The 18,404-nt window shown below is 58.9% G+C and carries 22 protein-coding genes and 1 pseudogene; 11 read left to right on the top strand and 12 right to left on the bottom strand.

What is annotated here, in order from left to right:
- Window positions 1–86 precede the first annotated feature (86 nt).
- Complete coding sequence (locus ATY02_RS15175) at window positions 87–353, bottom strand: DUF1652 domain-containing protein (protein WP_068586485.1); 267 nt, start codon at window positions 351–353, stop codon at window positions 87–89.
- A 215-nt stretch (window positions 354–568) separates the two neighbouring features.
- On the opposite strand from ATY02_RS15175, the gene ATY02_RS15170 reads away from it, so the two are divergent.
- The gene (locus ATY02_RS15170) at window positions 569–874 is read left to right on the top strand and encodes an NIPSNAP family protein (RefSeq protein ID WP_068586488.1); all 306 of its coding nucleotides are present in this window, start codon (window positions 569–571) and stop codon (window positions 872–874) included.
- A gap of 37 nt (window positions 875–911) precedes the next feature.
- Here ATY02_RS15170 and ilvA read toward each other — a convergent pair.
- Window positions 912–1,886, bottom strand: a pseudogene (gene ilvA, locus ATY02_RS15165) (threonine ammonia-lyase, biosynthetic); the annotation flags it as partial.
- Window positions 1,887–2,207: 321 nt separating this feature from the next.
- On the opposite strand from ilvA, the gene ATY02_RS15160 reads away from it, so the two are divergent.
- Window positions 2,208–2,408: a ParD-like family protein gene (locus tag ATY02_RS15160; protein WP_068586491.1), complete on the top strand. Its 201-nt coding sequence runs from the start codon at window positions 2,208–2,210 to the stop codon at window positions 2,406–2,408.
- A complete protein-coding gene (map, locus tag ATY02_RS15155; RefSeq protein WP_068586493.1) occupies window positions 2,405–3,169 on the top strand; it encodes a type I methionyl aminopeptidase in 765 nt (254 codons plus the stop codon). The genes ATY02_RS15160 and map overlap by 4 nt, the downstream gene beginning before the upstream one ends.
- A gap of 3 nt (window positions 3,170–3,172) precedes the next feature.
- On the opposite strand, the gene ATY02_RS15150 is transcribed toward map, so the two are convergent.
- Window positions 3,173–4,114 carry a magnesium transporter CorA family protein gene (locus ATY02_RS15150; RefSeq protein ID WP_068586496.1) on the bottom strand — a complete coding sequence of 314 codons (942 nt, stop codon included), beginning with the start codon at window positions 4,112–4,114 and terminating at the stop codon, window positions 3,173–3,175.
- Window positions 4,115–4,118: 4 nt separating this feature from the next.
- Complete coding sequence (locus tag ATY02_RS15145) at window positions 4,119–5,705, bottom strand: RimK family protein (protein WP_068586498.1); 1,587 nt, start codon at window positions 5,703–5,705, stop codon at window positions 4,119–4,121.
- A 94-nt stretch (window positions 5,706–5,799) separates the two neighbouring features.
- Here ATY02_RS15145 and rimI point away from each other — a divergent pair, with 94 nt between their 5' ends.
- Window positions 5,800–6,903 (top strand): ribosomal protein S18-alanine N-acetyltransferase, encoded by a 1,104-nt coding sequence (rimI, locus tag ATY02_RS15140; RefSeq protein WP_068586501.1) that lies wholly within the window; start codon window positions 5,800–5,802, stop codon window positions 6,901–6,903.
- A 6-nt stretch (window positions 6,904–6,909) separates the two neighbouring features.
- Here rimI and ATY02_RS15135 read toward each other — a convergent pair whose 3' ends face one another.
- The 3 genes from ATY02_RS15135 to lpxO all read right to left on the bottom strand — a co-directional run bounded on the left by ATY02_RS15135 (window position 6,910) and on the right by lpxO (window position 9,596).
- Complete coding sequence (locus ATY02_RS15135; protein ID WP_068586503.1) at window positions 6,910–8,055, bottom strand: PQQ-dependent sugar dehydrogenase; 1,146 nt, start codon at window positions 8,053–8,055, stop codon at window positions 6,910–6,912.
- A 71-nt stretch (window positions 8,056–8,126) separates the two neighbouring features.
- A complete protein-coding gene (locus ATY02_RS15130; protein ID WP_068586506.1) occupies window positions 8,127–8,501 on the bottom strand; it encodes a hypothetical protein in 375 nt (124 codons plus the stop codon).
- Between the two features lie 195 nt (window positions 8,502–8,696).
- On the bottom strand, window positions 8,697–9,596 hold the full coding sequence (lpxO, locus tag ATY02_RS15125; protein WP_068586509.1) for a lipid A hydroxylase LpxO: 900 nt from the start codon (window positions 9,594–9,596) through the stop codon (window positions 8,697–8,699).
- Between the two features lie 342 nt (window positions 9,597–9,938).
- On the opposite strand from lpxO, the gene ATY02_RS15120 reads away from it, so the two are divergent.
- A complete protein-coding gene (locus ATY02_RS15120; RefSeq protein WP_068586512.1) occupies window positions 9,939–10,676 on the top strand; it encodes an alpha/beta fold hydrolase in 738 nt (245 codons plus the stop codon).
- On the opposite strand, the gene ATY02_RS15115 is transcribed toward ATY02_RS15120, so the two are convergent.
- On the bottom strand, window positions 10,624–11,730 hold the full coding sequence (locus ATY02_RS15115; protein WP_083236036.1) for an MFS transporter: 1,107 nt from the start codon (window positions 11,728–11,730) through the stop codon (window positions 10,624–10,626). The genes ATY02_RS15120 and ATY02_RS15115 overlap by 53 nt on opposite strands.
- Window positions 11,731–11,928: 198 nt before the next feature.
- Between ATY02_RS15115 and ATY02_RS15110 the strand changes: the two genes are divergently transcribed.
- Window positions 11,929–12,720, top strand: coding sequence for an AraC family transcriptional regulator (locus ATY02_RS15110; protein WP_164487324.1), 792 nt, complete (start codon window positions 11,929–11,931; stop codon window positions 12,718–12,720).
- Between the two features lie 78 nt (window positions 12,721–12,798).
- Here ATY02_RS15110 and ATY02_RS15105 read toward each other — a convergent pair whose 3' ends face one another.
- Window positions 12,799–13,095, bottom strand: a complete 297-nt coding sequence (locus ATY02_RS15105) for a hypothetical protein (protein ID WP_083236034.1) — start codon at window positions 13,093–13,095, stop codon at window positions 12,799–12,801.
- A 180-nt stretch (window positions 13,096–13,275) separates the two neighbouring features.
- Window positions 13,276–14,100 carry a helix-turn-helix domain-containing protein gene (locus ATY02_RS15100; RefSeq protein ID WP_068586520.1) on the bottom strand — a complete coding sequence of 275 codons (825 nt, stop codon included), beginning with the start codon at window positions 14,098–14,100 and terminating at the stop codon, window positions 13,276–13,278.
- Between the two features lie 141 nt (window positions 14,101–14,241).
- Here ATY02_RS15100 and ATY02_RS15095 point away from each other — a divergent pair, with 141 nt between their 5' ends.
- Both ATY02_RS15095 and ATY02_RS15090 read left to right on the top strand, forming a co-directional pair.
- Window positions 14,242–14,793, top strand: a complete 552-nt coding sequence (locus tag ATY02_RS15095) for a GNAT family N-acetyltransferase (protein ID WP_068586523.1) — start codon at window positions 14,242–14,244, stop codon at window positions 14,791–14,793.
- 41 nt (window positions 14,794–14,834) lie between these two features.
- The gene (locus ATY02_RS15090; protein WP_068586526.1) at window positions 14,835–15,320 is read left to right on the top strand and encodes a hypothetical protein; all 486 of its coding nucleotides are present in this window, start codon (window positions 14,835–14,837) and stop codon (window positions 15,318–15,320) included.
- A gap of 63 nt (window positions 15,321–15,383) precedes the next feature.
- Here the strand turns inward: ATY02_RS15090 and ATY02_RS15085 are convergent, their stop codons facing one another.
- Window positions 15,384–15,563 carry a hypothetical protein gene (locus ATY02_RS15085; protein WP_068595629.1) on the bottom strand — a complete coding sequence of 60 codons (180 nt, stop codon included), beginning with the start codon at window positions 15,561–15,563 and terminating at the stop codon, window positions 15,384–15,386.
- Window positions 15,564–15,792: 229 nt separating this feature from the next.
- Here ATY02_RS15085 and ATY02_RS15080 point away from each other — a divergent pair, with 229 nt between their 5' ends.
- Window positions 15,793–16,176: a hypothetical protein gene (locus ATY02_RS15080; protein ID WP_068586529.1), complete on the top strand. Its 384-nt coding sequence runs from the start codon at window positions 15,793–15,795 to the stop codon at window positions 16,174–16,176.
- 174 nt (window positions 16,177–16,350) lie between these two features.
- A complete protein-coding gene (locus tag ATY02_RS15075; protein ID WP_068586532.1) occupies window positions 16,351–16,782 on the top strand; it encodes a hypothetical protein in 432 nt (143 codons plus the stop codon).
- Window positions 16,783–16,974: 192 nt separating this feature from the next.
- On the opposite strand, the gene ATY02_RS15070 is transcribed toward ATY02_RS15075, so the two are convergent.
- Window positions 16,975–17,379 carry a hypothetical protein gene (locus ATY02_RS15070; protein ID WP_068586536.1) on the bottom strand — a complete coding sequence of 135 codons (405 nt, stop codon included), beginning with the start codon at window positions 17,377–17,379 and terminating at the stop codon, window positions 16,975–16,977.
- Window positions 17,380–17,729: 350 nt separating this feature from the next.
- Between ATY02_RS15070 and ATY02_RS15065 the strand changes: the two genes are divergently transcribed.
- On the top strand, window positions 17,730–18,212 hold the full coding sequence (locus tag ATY02_RS15065; RefSeq protein WP_068586546.1) for a hypothetical protein: 483 nt from the start codon (window positions 17,730–17,732) through the stop codon (window positions 18,210–18,212).
- Window positions 18,213–18,404 lie beyond the last annotated feature (192 nt).

Below are 18,404 nucleotides of genomic sequence, written 5' to 3'. Positions count from 1 at the left end.
CTGCGAGACCGGGGCCTGCAACCACCTGGTCGATCGGTAACAGCGGCTTGCCTACCGGACTTGGGCACGAAACGCTGGGCGATGCTTCAATGATGGGCGCGCTTGAGCTCCCCGATATGACTGGCGTTGTGGGCCAGGTCATAGCGCAATTCGGCCACCAGTTCGTTGATTTCCCGGCAGCCGTTGAGCTGCGCGGCATCGATGCCGGTGACCAGCAGGTCGACGCGATCGGGCTCACGGTCACCGAAGACCTTCACCGTCATCGACAGGTCGGGGCTCAGGGTGCATTGGCATCGCTTGGGCAGGAAACTGCTTTCGATGATGTTGCGCAACTCCAGGGCAGATAGAAACATGGCGACTCTCTCCTTCTTCGAGGCGACCAATCGACAGGCCAAGCGCCTGCCAGTGGCGACGTCCGTGTTCGATGTCGTGGCCCGGCCTGCGGGATCTGCATACACGGGGCCAGGGTTCAGACTATGCGGCTTTGTCGAGTCTGTTAAATTCGATTTGGCTCTGAGCCGCAGTTTTTTTGACGCGAACCCGTCCGTTCCTCACTGGAGTACCGTCCTTGATTACCTGCCATGTCCGCTATGTGATCGACCCCTACCAACTGGCCGAGTTCGAGGCCTACGCCAAGGCCTGGATCGCCGTGGTGCAGCGCCTGGGCGGCACCCACCATGGCTACTTCCTGCCCAGTGAAGGGGCCAGCAACATCGCCCACTGCCTGTTCAGTTTCCCGTCCCTGGCCGACTACGAGGCCTATCGCCAGGCGGCCCTTGGCGATCCGCAAAGCGTGGCCCTGGTGGATTCGGTGGTAGAGAAGAAATTCATCCTCAGCTACGAACGCAGCTTCATGCGGCCACTGCTGTCCTGACCGTCCCTGCACTTCAGGCTTGCGCCACGGCAGTGCACAGCGCCGCCCGCTCGGCCACGTGGCGCAGGCTGTCGAAGTTGATATTGGCTCCCGAGTCGATGGCCACCAGGGTCTGGCCACGGGCACCGCTGTCGGCGACGTAGCGCTTGATGCCCGCTACCGCCAGGGCCCCGGAAGGTTCGGTGATCGAGCGGGTATCGTCGTAGATGTCCTTGATCGCGGCACACAGTTCGTCGTTGCTGACGCTGATGACCTGGTCCACATGCTGGCGGCAGATCTGGAAGCCGTACTCGCCGATCTGCGCCACCGCGACACCGTCGGCGAACGTGCCCACCGTCGGCAGGATCACCCGCTCCCCCGCCAGCAACGCCTGCTGCAGGCAATTGGAGTGTTCGGACTCGACACCGACGATACGGATCTGCGGCTGCAGGTATTTCACATAGGCCGCGATCCCGGCGATCAACCCGCCGCCGCCCACCGGCACGAAGATCGCATCCAGGGGGCCCTGGTGCTGGCGCAGGATCTCCATGGCCACCGTACCCTGCCCGGCGATCACATGGGGGTCGTCGAAAGGCGGCACGAAGGTACAACCGGTGCGCTCGGCCAGCGCCAGGGCGTGGGCCAGGGCGAACGGAAAGCTCGGCCCATGCAACAGGGCCTCACCGCCACGACTACGTACCCCCAGGACCTTGAGCTCCGGGGTGGTTTCAGGCATGACGATGGTGGCCTTGATCCCCAGCTCGCGGGCCGCCAGGGCCACGCCCTGGGCATGGTTGCCGGCAGATGCGGTGATCACCCCACGCTGTTTCTGCTCAGCGCTTAGTTGCGCCAGCCGGTTGTACGCACCGCGGATCTTGAAGGAGAAGGTCGGCTGCAGGTCCTCGCGCTTGAGCAGCACCTGGTTGCCCAGGCGCAGGGACAATGCCGGCGCCACTTGCAGCGGCGTGCAGATGGCCAGGTCGTAGACCGGTGCGGCCAGGATCATTTTCACATAGTGTTCCAGCAAGGCCATGTCGGTGCTGGGCGCGGGGGTACTGGCAAGACGGCTGGGGTGACTCATGATGGATCTCCTGGCTGTGTTCGAAGCCCGGGAGACAGAGAGAAAAAACCCGCCTCCAGGGCGGGTTGGGTGCAGTCGTCAGCAAGCCCGCCAATAAGGAATGGCGGTAATAATGCTTGGCTGGGAACGTACGGCAGAAAAAGTCATGGAGGAAAACTAGCGAATTAAATCCGCTCCCGCAAGCCCCGGATCGGCCTATTTTGCCTTGAGGCCTTATATATGGAACGTATATGATTCGTATATTAACCCCACTCAAAGAGGACCTCCCGCGACATGGGTATCGTCAAGATCTCCGATGAGTTGCATGAGCAGATCCGCGTGGCCAGTGCCACCATGGATCGTTCGATCAATGCCCAGGCCGAGTTCTGGATGAAGATTGGCCTGCTGGCCGAGCTCAATCCGCATCTGGCCTATAACGACCTGATCAACAAGCTGTTGTTGAACAAACCCGACCTGCTCAGGGGTCGTGCATGACCCAGAGCCTGATCAAGACCGCCGATCAACTGGCGTTGATGCGTGAATCCGGACGACTGCTGGCCCGAGTCTTCACCTTTCTCGATGAGCTGGTCGGCCCTGGCCTGTCGACCATGGAGCTGGACGCCGCGGTGGAGCACTTCATTCGCCATGAGCTCAAGGCTCGCCCGGCGAGCAAGGGCCAGTACAACTATCCCTACTGCATCAATACCTCGATCAACGAGGTGGTGTGCCACGGCATGCCCCACCCCGAGGCCGTGCTCAAGGATGGCGACATCGTCAATATCGACATCACCCTGGAAAAGAACGGCTATATCGCCGACTCCAGCAAGATGTACCTGATCGGCCATGTCGCCCCCAAGGCCCAGCACCTGGTGGACACCACGTTCCAGGCCATGTGGGATGCCATCCGGCTGGTGCGCCCCGGCGCCCGGCTCGGCGATATCGGGCACGCCATCCAGTCCCGTGCCCAGGCCAACGGCTACAGCGTGGTCCGCGAGTACTGCGGCCACGGCATCGGTCGGCAGATGCACGAAGAGCCCCAGGTCCTGCATTTCGGCCGCGCCGGCACCGGCCTGGAGCTGCGCGAAGGCATGACCTTCACCATCGAGCCGATGCTCAACCAGGGCAGCGCCCGGGTCCGTGGACTCAAGGACGGCTGGACCGTGGTCACTCGCGACAACGGCCTTTCCGCCCAATGGGAACACACCGTGGCCGTGACCCGCGACGGATTCGAGGTGCTGACCCTGCAACCGCAATGAGCCTCACGGCTCCTGTACGCGACGGCTGCCAAGCCGTCGCAGCCCTACGGTCATGGCAACGGCAGCCAGCAGCATCGCCAGCAGTAGCAGCGAATAGGCCAGCCACCAGGGCGTGCCCGCCGTCATCATGCTGAATTCGGACATGCCGCCGATGCTGGCGATCAGGTTCAGGGGCAGGAACACCACGTTGATCAGGGTCAGCTTGCGCAACAGCTGGTTGCTGCTGTTGTTCATCAGGTTGCCGCGGGCGTCCATCAAGCCGGCAAATACCGTGGAGTAGATCTCCGCCTGCTTGTAGCACTGGTTGTTCTCGATGATCAGATCGTCGATCAGGGCAATGGCCGAGCCCTGGAAATGCTCCATGTGTGCATGGTTGCGCAGCCGGGCCAGCAGCGTGCCGTTGCTGTGCAGGGCGTTGAGGTAATGGATCAGACTCTCGCTGAGATTGAACATCTGTAGCAGGTGGCGGTTTTCCAGGGTCTGGTTGAACTTGTGTTGCAGCTCCCGAGCCACCAGCTTGATCACCTTCAGGTGGCCCAGGTAGTGATGGATGTTGTGGAGCAGCAAGTCCAGCAGCACATCCAGGGGCGCATGCAGGTTGTGGCGGCTCCCGAGCCCGTCCAGGGACGTGTCGTCGGCGGCGATCACCAGCAACCGGTCCGCAGCGAACAGCAGGCCGCAGGACGACACTTCGAAGGACTGGCTAGCGCCTGCGGAGTAGTTTTGCGGACGCTTCCAGATCAGGAACAGGTAGTCGGGGTGGAACTCGATGCGCGAAACCTCATCCGGGTCCAGGGCCGAGGCCAGGGCATGTTCATCGAGCTTGAAGGCGCTGCGCAGCAGGTCGCGCTCGGCCAGGTCCGGATTGCTGAACAGCATCACCTCGGCATCCCACCCCGGTACCGCCTGCAAGCGGCCATGGGCCAATCGATAGCTGTGGATCATCGTCTCACCAGGCCTGGCCGCGACGCTTGAGCTCCAGGCGGCGGACGAACTCCTCCAGCACCAGGGAGTACAGGTCGTCCTGCAGATAAGCGTCCTCGATTCCGCAGTCGAGGTTGGGGTTGTCGTTCACCTCGATCACCACCACCTTGTCGCCGGACTGCTTGAGATCGACCCCATACAGCCCATCGCCGATCAGGTTGGCGGTTTTCACCGCCAGCTCCACCACGGCCCGCGGGGCCTCGTGGACCGCCAGGGTACGGCATTCACCGTTGATGTCCTGGCCCTTGGCCTTGTGGTTGTAGATCTGCCAATGCCCCTTGGACATGAAGTACTGGCAGGCAAAGATCGGCTTGCGATTGAGAATGCCGATGCGCCAGTCGTACTCGGTGTAGAAAAACTCCTGGGCCAGCAGCAGTACCGAGTGCTCGAACAGTTCGGCCGTCGCCTCAAGCAGCGCCTGCTGGTTCTCGACCTTGATCACGCCTCGGGAGAAACAGCCATCGGGAATCTTCAGCACCAGGGGAAAGCCCAAGCGCTCGCCAACCCGCTCGAAGTCCTGCGGTCGCTCCTTGTACAGGATCTCGGTGGCAGGCATGCCCAGCCGGTGGCGCTTGAGCAGGTCGCTGAGATAGACCTTGTTGGTGCAGCGCAGGATCGAGGTCGGGTCGTCCATCACCACCAGCCCTTCGCTCTCGGCCTTCTTGGCAAAACGATAGGTGTGGTTATCGATGCTGGTGGTCTCGCGAATCAGCAGGGCATCGTATTCGGCCAGGCGCGAGTAATCCTTCTTCTCGATCAGTTCCACATCGATCCCCAGGCCCTTGCCGACCCGGATGAAGTTTTCCAGCGCCCGGGCATTGGAAGGCGGTAGTGCTTCCTGTGGGTCATGCAGGATCGCCAGGTCATAACGGGCCAGACGCCGGGAACGCGGAACACGCCAGACCTTGCGACTGAAACTGTCCAGTGAGTTGGCGAATTGATCTTCCTGATCTTCTCGCAACTTATGTAGCGCCCCACTTTTGACCCCTTCGATATGCCAACTATCCGTTCTTTTGAACTCAACCAATAGAATCGGACATGGAAACAACTCGAATAACTGTCTGGCCAACTCTTGCAAGGGTTCTATATGGGTTCGACCAAAATAGAGGGTTAGCGTAAAGCCCTCGGTTTCACGGTAGAGATGATGGCTGAGGGCCTTTTCCAGGGTCTTGTCCAGATCGTCCAGCGCCAGCCCGTAGAGGGCCTTGCGGGTCAGCTCGCTGATTGTCCGTACCGAAGGAATCACCCGATGGCCGCGGGCCTCAGCCAGCAATGAGCAGTAATAGCCATGACCCAGGTACTTGTAGTTGCGGCACAAGTTGATGACCTGGACGCGCTTGCCCGGTTCACTTTCACAACTGTGTTCCAGATACTCCTGGGCGCTGAGAATATCTTCACTTGGAAAATAAGAAGCCCAGTCTTCCTTACGCTCGACAATGATAATGACCTGGCTGGAGGCTTTATCGACAGCCGACAAATAACTTGTCGAAGTGATTGCCGCCGGCAAACTTTGCCCGGATACTTCTGGCCAATGATTTTGTACCGCTGACATAAAGTTCGATCTCGCTGAAGAAACCTGACCCTTTCTATTAAGCACGAACTTTTTTTGAAGTCTCGTTTCATTACGCAACTTTTACGGCGGTTATATGGATCTTGTCTTTCGCACTGCAACCCCCGACGACCTGCCGGCACTGGTGGCTCTGGAACAGCAATGTTTCACCAGCGACCGCCTGACCCCGCGCAGCTTTCAATGGATGATCAGCCGCGCCCATGGGCAACTCTGGGTGGCCCAGCATCAAGATCGAGTACTCGGATATGCCCTGGTGTTGTTTCATCGCGGCACATCCCTGGCGCGCCTCTACTCCATCGCCATCGCTACCGACGCCCGTGGGCTGGGCCTGGGCAAACGCCTGTTGCAACGGATCGAAACCTGCGCCCTGGAGCATGACTGCGCCTACCTGCGCCTGGAGGTGCGCAGCGATAACCCGACAGCCATCGCCCTGTACGAGCGCCATGGCTATCGGCGCTTCGCCCGTATCCACGACTACTACGAAGACCATGCCGACGCGCTGCGCCTGGAAAAACGCATTCGCGAACACCGCGAGACCCGTAGCATTCGAGTGCCTTACTACCAGCAGACCACCGATTTCACCTGTGGTCCGGCCTGCTTGCTGATGGCCATGGCCGCGCTGCAACCATCACGCCCCTTGATGCGTACCGAGGAGTTGCAGATCTGGCGCGAGGCCACCACGGTATTCATGACTGCCGGACATGGCGGCTGCAGCCCCCAGGGACTGGCACTGGCGGCCTGGCGCCGGGGATTTGCCGTGCGCCTGCAGGTCAACAGTGCCGGGCCGTTGTTTCTCAACGGTGTGCGCGACGAGCATAAAAAAGACGTCATGCGCCTGGTCCACGATGAGTTCTGCAAAGAGCTGGACCGTAGCGATGTGCAGCAGGTGCTCGGCGGCCCGCTGGACCTGGCGCGGCTGCTGGATGCTGGCGGCCGCCCCCTGGTGCTGATCAGCAGCTATCGCCTGACCCGCTCCAAGGCCCCCCATTGGGTGATCGTGACCGACTGCGACGAGGATTTCGTCTACCTGCACGACCCGGATGTCGACCACAGCCAGCACCGCCAGCCCATGGATTGCCAGCATTTACCCGTGAGCCACGATGAGTTCGACAAGATGTGCAGCTTCGGCAGCAATAAGTTGCGGGCCGCCGTGGTGCTTTCGTCACGACGGCCCACGTAGGTGGTGCTACTGCAGGCCTATCTTGTAGAGCCCACCCTGATCCTCGTCGGTAACGACATAAAGATACCCATCGGGCCCCTGGCGCACATCGCGGATACGCGACTTGAATTCGCCCAGCAGGCGCTCCTCGTGCACCACCCGATCACCGTCGAACTGCAGCCGGATCAGTTCGCCACTGACCAGGGCACCGATAAAGGCGTTGTGCTGCCAGGGCTTGAAGCGCTCGTCATCATAAAAGGCCATGCCGCTGATGCCCGGGGACTTCTCCCAGACATGATGGGGCACCTGGGTGCCAGGAGCGTCCTGGCCCTTGGCCTCGGGAATCGGCTGGCCGGAATAGTCGATGCCATGGGTTGCCAGGGGCCAACCGTAGTTCCTGCCACGCTCGATGATGTTGACCTCGTCGCCTCCCTTGGGCCCGTGCTCGTTCGCCCATACCGTGCCGCTCCAGGGATTGAGCGCCGCGCCCTGGGGGTTGCGATGGCCATAGCTCCATATCTCCGGCCGCACCCCGGCCCGGCCGACGAAGGGATTGTCTTGCGGTACTCGGCCGTCGGCATACAGGCGCACGATCTTGCCCTGGAGCTTGCCCAGGTCCTGGGCGGTGATGCGGTCATTGTTTTCCCCCAGGGTGATGAACAGATAGCCGTCGCGGTCGAACACCAGCCGTGAACCGAAATGATTGCCCACCGACAGTTTCGGCTCCTGGCGGAAGATCACCTGGAAGTCCTTGAGCCCACGACCATCGGCCGCCAGCCGTCCGCGCCCCACGGCCGTACCGGCCGTATCGCCCTGGGCACTGCCTTCTGCGTAGGACAGATAGACCATGCGGTCCTGCTGGAAATCCGGCGACAGCGCCACATCCAGCAAGCCGCCCTGCCCCTTGGCCCACACCTCTGGCACGCCACTCAGGGGTGCCGACAGCTTGCCCTCGGGGCTGACCAGTCGCAGGTTGCCGGGGCGCTCGGTCACCAGAATACCCTGGCGTCCTGGCAGGAAGGCCAGGGCCCAGGGATGATTCAACCCCTGCACCACAGGGACCAGGCTCAAGGTGCCCTGCTCGCTGGGAAACTGCTGGGGATCCGCGGCCTGGACCGATACGGCGCTCAACAGGGTGCTGGCGCACAACGCGGCAAAAAGGGTTCTACGCATGCCTTGCTTCCTTCTATGGATCATTGAATTCCCTGGCAGCCTGCCGGCCGCCTGCTCGACAACGGATTGCCTCAACGCCGGTTGCCATTGGCGTCGTAACTGGGGCTCGGCAACCGGGGGTCGGGATTGGGTTGCGGGGCCCTGCCACGAGGATAGCCGTTGCCAATGCCGCCGTTCTCCAGACTAGGCGGCTGGCCATTGGGCACGGTGCCAGGACCACGCAGCGGAGGGTTGGCAGGCTGGGTACCCTGCATGCTGTTGGGGTTCGCCCGACGGATGGGATTGCTGTAAGGGTCGTTGTTGCCGCTACCCGGCAGGTTCTGAGCCAACTGCTGGGTTTCGGGAAACGGGCTGGAAACAAGGGCTTCGGGACTCGCGGCCCAGGTGCTGGCGGTAGCCCAACCAAGCAAACACAATGCGGTGAGCCCGCGAACCAGACTGTTCATGACAAGCCTCCATGGGAGCGACAAGGTATCGAATACGATTCCACGCTACGCCCAGGGTTCGGCTTTGTTAATCAAATTATCTTCAAGAACATGCAGCGCCCAGTATCCAGGACGCAGATGCGGGGGCGGATCGGCAGGCCCCTTCACCACCGCGCAATAACGGCTCGGTGAAAGGGCTGCTGGAGGCGGGATAAATCAGATATAGATGAACAGCAACAAGAGTGCGGCGAAGATCGCCCACTTTTCCAGGTAGTAGCGCGTGCGATTGCGCTTTTTCAGTTCCTTGCCCCGCAGGCGAATCTTGTACAGGCGGTTGAAGGCACGGTTCAGGCCACCAGTCTTGTCACCGGCATCATTGGGCGAGCCGGCCGCCGACATCACGGTGCGGCTGAACCATCCATTGAACGCTGCGGCCCAGCGATATTTCATCGGCCGCTCGACATCGCAGAACAGGATGATGCGATTCTGGTCGGTGGTGTTTTCCGCGTAGTGGATATAGGTCTCATCGAACATCACGGCTTCGCCGTCACGCCAGTGATAGCGCTCGCCATCGACGTCGATGTAGCAACCTTCGCTGTTAGGCGTGGACAAGCCCAGGTGATAACGGTAGGAACCAGCATAGGGGTCGCGGTGGCGTACCAGCTTGGAGCCCGGAGGCAACTCGGCGAACATCGCCGCCTTGATCGAACCGATGCTTTGCACCAGCTCGGTGGTGCGCGGGCACAGCTTCATGGCCGATGGATGGCTATCGCCGTACCACTTGAGGTAGAAGCGCTTCCAACCGGTCTTGAAAAACGAGTTGAAACCTACGTCGTTGTACTGCTCCGAACGCTTGATCTCGCCAGCCTGCAGCAGGTTCTGGCCCTCGGCACGAATCTCTTCCCAATGCTCCTGCAGCTTTTGCATTTCAGGAAAATCCGCCGGGTCCAGGTAAGGCCGGTTCGGGTGCTTGGAGAACAGGTAGAGGAAGCAGTTGATGGGGGCCAGGAAGGTGGAGTGGTCACTGAGCTGGCGGCCCAGTTTGTGGCGCACGCGCCCCCGCAGGTGTACGTATGCGATGGATAGGACGTATACAGCGGCAATGATGAGTTTCACGGAAATCGTCACATGTCAGAAGGGAACATGCTGCGCCTCCAAAAGCCCGGAAGGCCAGAGGCAAATGGCAGCGTCTGAATTGAAAAAGCGCGACGGGCAACACGCTTCGTTGCCCGTCCGGCTCTCGGCATCTGGCCGTCGGCTGGCATTTTAGCCACAGTTTGTAATCAATGGTTAACTCAAATTTGTGAAAAGCTGCTCTGTTCCAGCGCTTGGCCCCATCTACCACTCAAGGGATTGATATACCTCAATAAAGCTCGATGCGCTGTTGGCTGTGCCTGCCGATTGCAGCGGAGTATCCTGCGCCACTAACCGAACTGCCTGGTAAGGATCGCCTGGTCGATGACTGCTACCCTCCCCCCGATGCTGGTCCTGCTGCCTGGAATGGACGGCACCGGCACCCTGTTCCAACCCTTGCTTGACGCACTGGGCCCCAGCACCCCGGTGCAGGTCCTGGATTACCCGAGCGACCGGGCCCTTGATTATCCGGCCCTGGAAGAGCGCGTGTGGCAGCAGATCCCACGGGAGCGACCGTTCGTGCTGCTGGGTGAGTCCTTTTCCGGCCCGATAGCGGTGGGTATCGCCGCCAGGCGGCCCACAGGATTGATCGGGTTGGTCCTGTGCAGCAGCTTTGTCCGCAATCCCCGTCCAGCGTTGGCGCCCCTGGCGCCCTTGCTCAAGTTCATGCCCTTGCAATACCTGCCTTCCTGGCCGATGGATGCCCTGCTACTGGGCGGGTTTTCCACCCCAACGCTGCGCAACATGCTCATCACCGCCGTCGCCCGGGTGGCGCCGGCAGTGCTGCGTCTGCGCTTGCGGGAGGTGATCGGTGTCGACAGGTGCCAGGCCTTGGCTGCCTTGGAGGTACCGCTGCTGTATCTGCGCGCCCGGGAGGATCGACTGGTGCCTCCCCAGGCTTCGGCCTTGATCCAGCAGCTTCGCCAAGATGTGCATCTGATCGAGGTCGATGCCCCTCATTGCCTGCTCCAAGCCGAGCCCGTGAAGGCCGCGGCGCATCTGCAGCAGTTCATGCAGATGCTCCAGCAGACGGGGCACGACTGGCAATCATCCACGGGATAACCATCGCGGCCAGGGCGACCAGCGCTGCCACGGCATAGAAGGAGTGAATGAGTCCGATGGCGTGTGCCGCATACCCCACCAAGGCCGGCCCCAGCAGGACACCCAGATAGCCCAGCATGCTGGCTGCCGCGATAGCGTGGGACGCTGGCATGATTCGCTGCCGGCCTGCCAGCGAGAACAACACTGGGACGACATTGCCCGCTGCCAGTCCGGCAACGGCTATGCAGATGAATACCAGGACCAGGCTGCTGGCCCAGGCAGCCAGCCCCAGGGCCATGGCAGTCACCAGGAAGCCCCCCAGGAGCATCGTGCGCTCGCCGATGCGCTGGACCATCCGATCACCCACCAGGCGGACCAGGGTCATTGCGCAGGCAAAGAGCGAGTACCCGGCACCGGCCACGGCGATGTCCAGGTGTTTTTCCCGGGTGAGCAGCAGTGCACTCCAGTCGAGCATCGCGCCTTCGGCCAGGAAGATCACCATGGCCAGGAGCCCAACCACCAGTACCACGCCCTTGGGCATGACGAACAACGGCGCCCTCTCGCTACTCTCGATGTCCAGGAACCCTGGAGCCGCCATCAGCAAGCAACAGGCGACCACCAGTGCGGCAACGCTTGCAGCCAGCACCGGGCTTGCCCCGGCAGCGATCGCAGCCGTCACCGCAACAGCGCCTATCAGGCCACCGACGCTGTAGAAACCATGAAACAACGACATCAGCGGCGTATTGGCAATCTTTTGTACTTGGGTCCCATGGATGTTCGCCACCACGTCAATGGCACCTATGGATGCACCGAACAGCAGCAGACAGAGCCCCAGTACCGCGGGTGTCGAGACAATGGCCAGAAGCGGCAAGGTGGCTGTCAAGCCAATGCCTCCCACTACGATCAATAGGCGACACCCCAGGCGACTGGCCAGCGCTCCGGCAACGGGCATACCGATCAGGGCTCCAAGCCCCAGGCACAACAGCAGGGCTCCCAGGGTGGCCGAGTCCACGGCCAGGCGCGCCTGGGCAAAAGGCACCAGGGGGGCCCAGGATGAGAGTGCGAACCCCGCCATGAAAAACGACAGTTGAGTCGATCGCTTGGCACCCTTCAGGGATGGGGTGCTCGACGCATGACCCGGTAAAGGTGCGGGGAAATCTGTTTGAACGTGTGACACAACCACTCCTCGGGAATGCAAAATTCCACCTCTTTATTGAGATTGATTTACATTAACAGGAGTGAAATTCGTTATTTATCTGTACTATGCCAAATTATGTCGATAACCCGTCACGATAATCCCCCCAGGGACCCCGATCCAGACAATGCCTACGCCCCCGTCGTCGGCCGCCTGGAGCAATGGTTGCCCGAAGAAGCGGCACCTCACCGGCACAGGCGCCACCAACTGATGTGCGCCGCCAATGGTGTCATTCACGTCACCACGGATTTGGGGGAGTGGGTCCTCCCCGCCACCCGGGCGATCTGGGTCAGCTCCGGCACCGAACATGCAACCCAGGTCAAGCGGCCAACCCATACCCGTGTGCTGTACATCGACCCGGATGCCTACGACATGCCCAAGGAAGGCTACTGCCTAGTGGTTGCCATGACGCCACTGATGCGCGAAGTGATGACTGCTTGTGCCGGGTTCCCCTGGGACTATGCCGAAAACACGCCACAGTCTCGCTTGGCCCGGGTCTTGATCGACCAGGTGACCGCTCTGGACCACTCACCGGTGGACCTGCCCTTCCCCACGGACCCTCGTGCCACGCGCCTGGCGAAAATCCTGCGTAGCGATCCGGCAAACCGACTGCCGCTGGAGGTTCTGGCCAAGCAGGTGGGCGCCAGTCCACGGACCATTGAGCGGCTGTTCAGCCATGAGGCTGGCATGTCTTTCGGTAACTGGCGCCACCGCCAACGACTGCTGACGGCCATGGAGTACCTGGCCTATGGCGAAAGCGTGACGAATGTCGCGCTAAATGTGGGCTACGAATCGGCCTCCAGCTTTGTCGCGGCGTTCAAGGCTGTGTTCGGAAGCACACCGGCCCGCTACTTCAAATCCGCCACCTGAGCCTTGCCGGCGCAGTGTCATCCAGGCAACAAAAAGCCCGATGCTTGATCGGGCTTTTAACGTCTTGGAGAACCTGCTCTAGGTGGCAGCGGATGAACGCTCCACAAATGCGGCCTTCAACATCCCCAGGCACAACACGACAATTGCGCCCCCTGTGCCAAACGCCAGGCAACGCCATTGCCAATCAAGCTCATCATCGAATCCGCTGATCAGCGCAGCGACACCCAATCCCAGGAGGATCAAGAAGAGGAAGGCGGCGATAAGCCAGGTACCGAAGAACAGAATTCGCCACCGCCATTTACTTCGCTTGATGGGCAAACGAGCGTCAGTAACGGAGGGTTCATGCTGCATATCCATCGCAAGTTTTCGGCTCATCCCTAAGAAGAAACCCCGGCCGAGCAGCCGGGTTCAAGACATTCCTATACCCAACCCCCAATTGAGAGGGGTGGAGGATTGGGTAAGGAATGAAGGCCAGATGATGCCAAAGACCCGGACCGGGGACAACCTAAAAACCCACAGGGGCGTCTTTACCCCCCTCGTACCGCACAGGGCTGCCTAGCTTTTGCGGTACTCGCTCAAGCCAAGGCCGGTATGACGCTTGAAGTACTTACCCAAGTAGGAAGCGTCGGCAAAGTGCAGCTCATCAGCGATCTGCTGGACGGACTTTCGAGGTTGGCCAAGCTGTTTCTTGATCTCCAGCACCACCTGTCTATCGATCAGGGTCTTGGGGGCGTCATTGAAGTACTTCTTGGAAAGTTGCGACAGATAGAAGGGAGTGATGTGTAGCAGGCCTGCATAAAACGCCACTTCGCGGTGTTGCTTGCAGTGTGCCGAAATCAACTCCCAGAACTTCCAGCAGATTGCCTCTGGCCTGCTGTAGTCGTTTTTTGTCCCCGCCTCCAGATCCACTTCCGCGCAGAGCCACAAGAACAGGTTCTGCAAATGATTGATGAACATGACCCGCTTGTAGCTCGAACATTGGCCCTGGATCATCGCCAGCTGGCTCTCCCAGGCTTGCAGGAAAGCGCTGAGCCCTTGGTCTGGACGAAAGAACGGAAAACGATTCAAAAAAACGAACAAGCTGCTAGGCAATACAGCCGCCACCTCTGCCGCAGCGGATCGGTTGAGTCGATAGCCAGTACACGAAAAATCGTCCGACTTGCTGGTTATCAAGGCAATGGAGTCTTCAGCAAGTACCAGGAAATCCCCCTTCATCATCCTGTACGGCTGGAAATTGACCTCCAGTTCGGCACTTCCGTCTTGGCAAATCAGCACAACCACATAGGCCAACGCCAGTGGATGCCCTACTTCCCCGCTGAACTGGCTCTCACCGATAACATAGTCTTCGGTGCCGGGATCTCCCAGGGAATTCATTTGCATTCAACACTCCAGGCCAGCGAGCCATTCGGGCTACTAGTTTTCAAAACTACTTATTTTACCCAAGTCCATGCGTTGCCGGCGCTCGCTCTCATTTCCACAATTGTCTTCTTACTGTCTCCCTCCCAATACAGAAGAGAACCGATGCTGAACACTGAACGCCTTGTATTACGGGCCTGGAAAGCCAGCGACGCGCCCAGCCTCTACCAATACGCAAAGGACCCACGGGTTGGGCCCATTGCCGGTTGGCCGGTGCATACCAGCGTGGAGCAGAGTTTGGAAATTATCCAGACAGTCTTCTCGCACCCGGAGGTCTATGCCGTGACATCAAGGGAAAACGACATCGCAATCGGCCTGGTAGGGCTGTTGATCGGCAAGGACAGCAACTTCGAGATTGCCAATGATGAAGCCGAGGTCGCCTATTGGATCGGCGTTCCGTTCTGGGGCCTGGGTCTGATACCGGAAGCCGTCAAGGCCCTGATGCACCATGCCTTCGAGGACTTGGGCCTCAGTGCCCTATGGTGCGGCTACTTCGCGGAAAACGAACAGTCATTCAAGGCCCAGGCAAAATGTGGCTTCAAGCATCACCACACGCAGGAGAACAAATTCAATCAATTCATGAGTGACTATCGGACCGAGCATATAAGTCGTATCAGCAAGAAAGAGTGGCTGGCTTTGCTGGAACAACAAGCTTAGGTGGTAGGATCAGCGCCCTTCATTTCTGGGAGCGGCCTGCAGTGACACCGATCATCTGTGCCAACGAATTCGATATCTGTATCTCCATGCCCGATTTCGTTACCTGGAACGACGACCAGAGCGCCCCCAATACCGATTTGGTGGCGGCCTTGCAGGCCATGGGCATTGTGCTCGACATCACCGGGCTCCATGACGTCTATTTCAACGAGACATCCGTGGGCACCGGTGATGTACATGTCTACCCCTGCGGGAAGTACCAAAGCGTTCTGGTGATCGATATGTATCGAGAGCTGAGCGATCAGCTGGACATTGTCAGCCTGTCGCTGCAAGTGGAGCCAGCCATCCTCGATCGAGTCTTGCCGCACCTTAGGCGCTTCTTCGATGCTGCCGAATGCCAGGTCGCCTTTCGGCAATCCAGTCATTCGCAACAGTTGCGGACATTGCTTGATAGCGGCAGGTACCCTGCGCAGGTCGATGAGAGCGGTTATCGACAGAGGCTGATCAGTCACCCTCACCCATCGCTATAGCCAGCAGTAGTCGATCCTTAAGCCATAGGACCGCAATCTGCCCTGATGATGTATCGAGGAAAGTCAGGCCTTGGTCGACTGGGTGAACGCCCAGCCAAACGCAACAGCCGCGATGACAGGCCGTATCAGGTCAGAAGCAGGCGCCATGCCAGACACCACCGGCAGCGCCATGATGACGAGCACAACCAACGCGGCGAGCACGCCAAATGCTGAGATCCAGCGAAAGTACCGAGGAAACATCATGCGACTCCATTGTAGAAGCGCGGCATCGTAATTGCATTTTGCCACCTACTCAATATCCAAGCCTGTAGGGCCACATGCCGCAAGGAACTCCTTATGAGAGAACCGGGCTGCGGCACACCGCGGCGTGTTTTAGCAGCAACTTCTTAACTACGGGTCCTGTTTCGTTCACACTGCATAGCAAGACTCATGGATTGGCTGCCCGCCAGCCCCTAGCAATTGGAATGCAGCAATGAATAAGAGCATCCCTACCCTGCTTTTCTTTTCCGCTTTGTTGGCAGCCTGCGGCCCAAACAAACTCGTTTCCGACCTGCCTTCACCCAGCGGGAAGTATCATGTAGAGGTACGTCAGTGCCCTCAAAGCGGGTCCATTACATGGAGCGAGAAGATTCAGGTTTCCATACTCGAATCGGGTGTATCGGCAGCATGCCAATCGGCGGTGGAGGCATTGATGCAATTCGACGCAAACGAGTCGGCAAGCCAGCTACAACTCGAATGGGTCTCGGATACCGAACTTCGGGCATGGCTCCCAGGCTTCAACCCCGAGTACGGCCCATCGATTGCAATGTATAAGCCCAACAACCCGATCAAGGTGGTTTTCTCGCCGAAGCCATGAGAGTGCGAGTTGGATGAAGGCCTAAGGCTATGCGCCAACACACTAAGGCGAGCCCTCCATGGCATCTTCTGATTGACCTCCTCCATAAGTACAGAAGCACGCTTCAAGGCTGGGGTAGTTCAAGATAAACCAACAGACGGCCTGCCAGGCGATCGCAGGTAAAGAAGGCTTACCATGCCCAACCATGTAACCAACAAGATCAACGCCCCTGCCCATGTCCTCGCATCACTGATAAACGCAAACGGTGAGATTGACTTCAACAAGCTCATCAAGTCCAAAGGTGAACCAGTAAGCTCGATTTGGGGAACCAAATGGAACGCCTACCACCAGACCGTCGACACCGATGGCTGCCAACTCACTTTCGATACAGCCTGGTCAGCGCCCGAACCTGTTTTCAAGGCGCTCTCGGCGCTTCACCCATCTGAAGAAATCATTGTCCTGTTCGCTGACGAAGATATCGGCAACAACTGCGGGACGATCAAGCTAAAGGCAGGGTCGATAGTTGAGCGCGACGGTCCGAGCTACTGTGGGGAAAATAGCGAGTCCGAACAGCAGAAGTGGTCGGCATTTGCCATGGAAATCAAAGGCTGGACCGACGAGGAGTAAAAACCTGCTGCCAAGGGCGACCTGAGATCATCCCACCGGAGTAAAAAGAACCGGTTTAGATTCAGTTCTCAAGGGTTGGCATCCTCCTAAATTTGCGCCCCTCTGCCCTTCCCCTCTACATGATGAAAAAACATCAAAGCCCCGCTGTCACAATCAGGCAGTCAGCATCAATTTGAAGCCTTTCGATGAGGTCTAGGCAGACTTTCGGCTGCGTTGGTCAATGATCACGGCAAGCCCGGCAAGCAGGATGGCCAGTGTGTAGGCCACCAATCCCAGATTGAGTCCAATGATCATTCTCTCAGATCCATCGGTAAGGACCATCGAACCGCCGTAGCCATCCCGAAACCAGTAGGCCAACAAGAATCCGCCCGTTACGAATGTCGTGAGAAGGCTCGCGAGCTTCACGTTACCCGCCTCCCAAACCAGCCAGACACTGAATACTCCAAGTGCAGTATTGGTAAACAACTGCCAAGTCTCATGCAGCCTGGCATGTGGCTCCCACGCGGGGTTGAATACATGGGTATCGTTGATCTCAAGAATCGGTACGACCACGGCATAGAAGACAATTCCGACCGTTACCAACAGTTTTGCCAGCATCAGCCACCTCCTTGTTCTTGGTTTGAGTCCAGGCCATCGTCTAGTACTGTAACGTGGTGCCAAAAGGTGTTCCAGATACCAAAAGCCCAGTACTGTGGTGGTCTCTTTGACCTTCTAGGTCGGTCTGAGGCCAACAGCAGTGTGAGTTGCCCTGGATTTCACAGACACTCCCTTACCTGAAAATGTGGCCAAGCAGCCCGCGCTACACCGATGAGTTCAAGCAGTCGACCAAGTGGCCGACAATCAGTTTTCGTAGCGGACGTTGCAGTACCCATGGCGCATCGACTTACAGCCTTTATGCGTAAATCAAGCGATACAACAAGACCACTTGCCCTGAGCATACCAGGCTGATGAAATTCGCCGACTTCTCGCTTAATACCCTTGACCTTAAGCTTTCGAGCCTCACGCTCGTAGTGCTTTATTGCATTGGTAGCCACTCAGTGTTTGCCGATAACTCGCAGGCAGTAAACAACAAGCATGGGGTGGCCAACATCGCCGTCGGTGAGTCTTTGATCAAGACCAGGGCTAAATTAATCAGGCAAGGTTGGCAGCCGATACGGATGCATGCCGCTGATAGTCATGGATACAGTGGCGTGGAACGAGAACTGGCTGCGCACAAGTTTTTCGACGTCGATGCCTGCTCCTTCGATAGCTCGCGCTGCATCTTGTTCTACTCAAGGAAAGGCACTTGCCTGCGTATCGACACCATCGGCGAGCAACTCAATGAGATGACGGTTACGCGATGGACAGAGGAGTGTCCTGATACGCCTACGGCGCCAGGCGTTAATCCTGAGCAGAAACATATCGACGCGAGCAGGCCGAGACAGAGATGATCCCCCGGGTGAACTCCACTCCCTCAAGTACAGACAATAGCTGCGCAGTAAGACCAGGCTTCCCAATGTAGGCACGGCTATAGCCATCCTTGCTCTGACACTTGCCGGAGAGCTTCATGCGGTCAACCTCGACACCACGATACAAGTTAGCTTAAAGACGAAAAAGAAAAGGCACCCGAAGGTGCCCTCTTG

Origin of the sequence: Pseudomonas sp. BIOMIG1BAC (assembly GCF_001705995.2) — a bacterium.
In the GTDB taxonomy this organism is placed as follows: Bacteria; Pseudomonadota; Gammaproteobacteria; order Pseudomonadales; family Pseudomonadaceae; genus Aquipseudomonas; species Aquipseudomonas sessilinigenes.
Note: the sequence above shows the minus strand (reverse complement) of the source record. Positions and strands in the feature narration are given on the sequence as shown.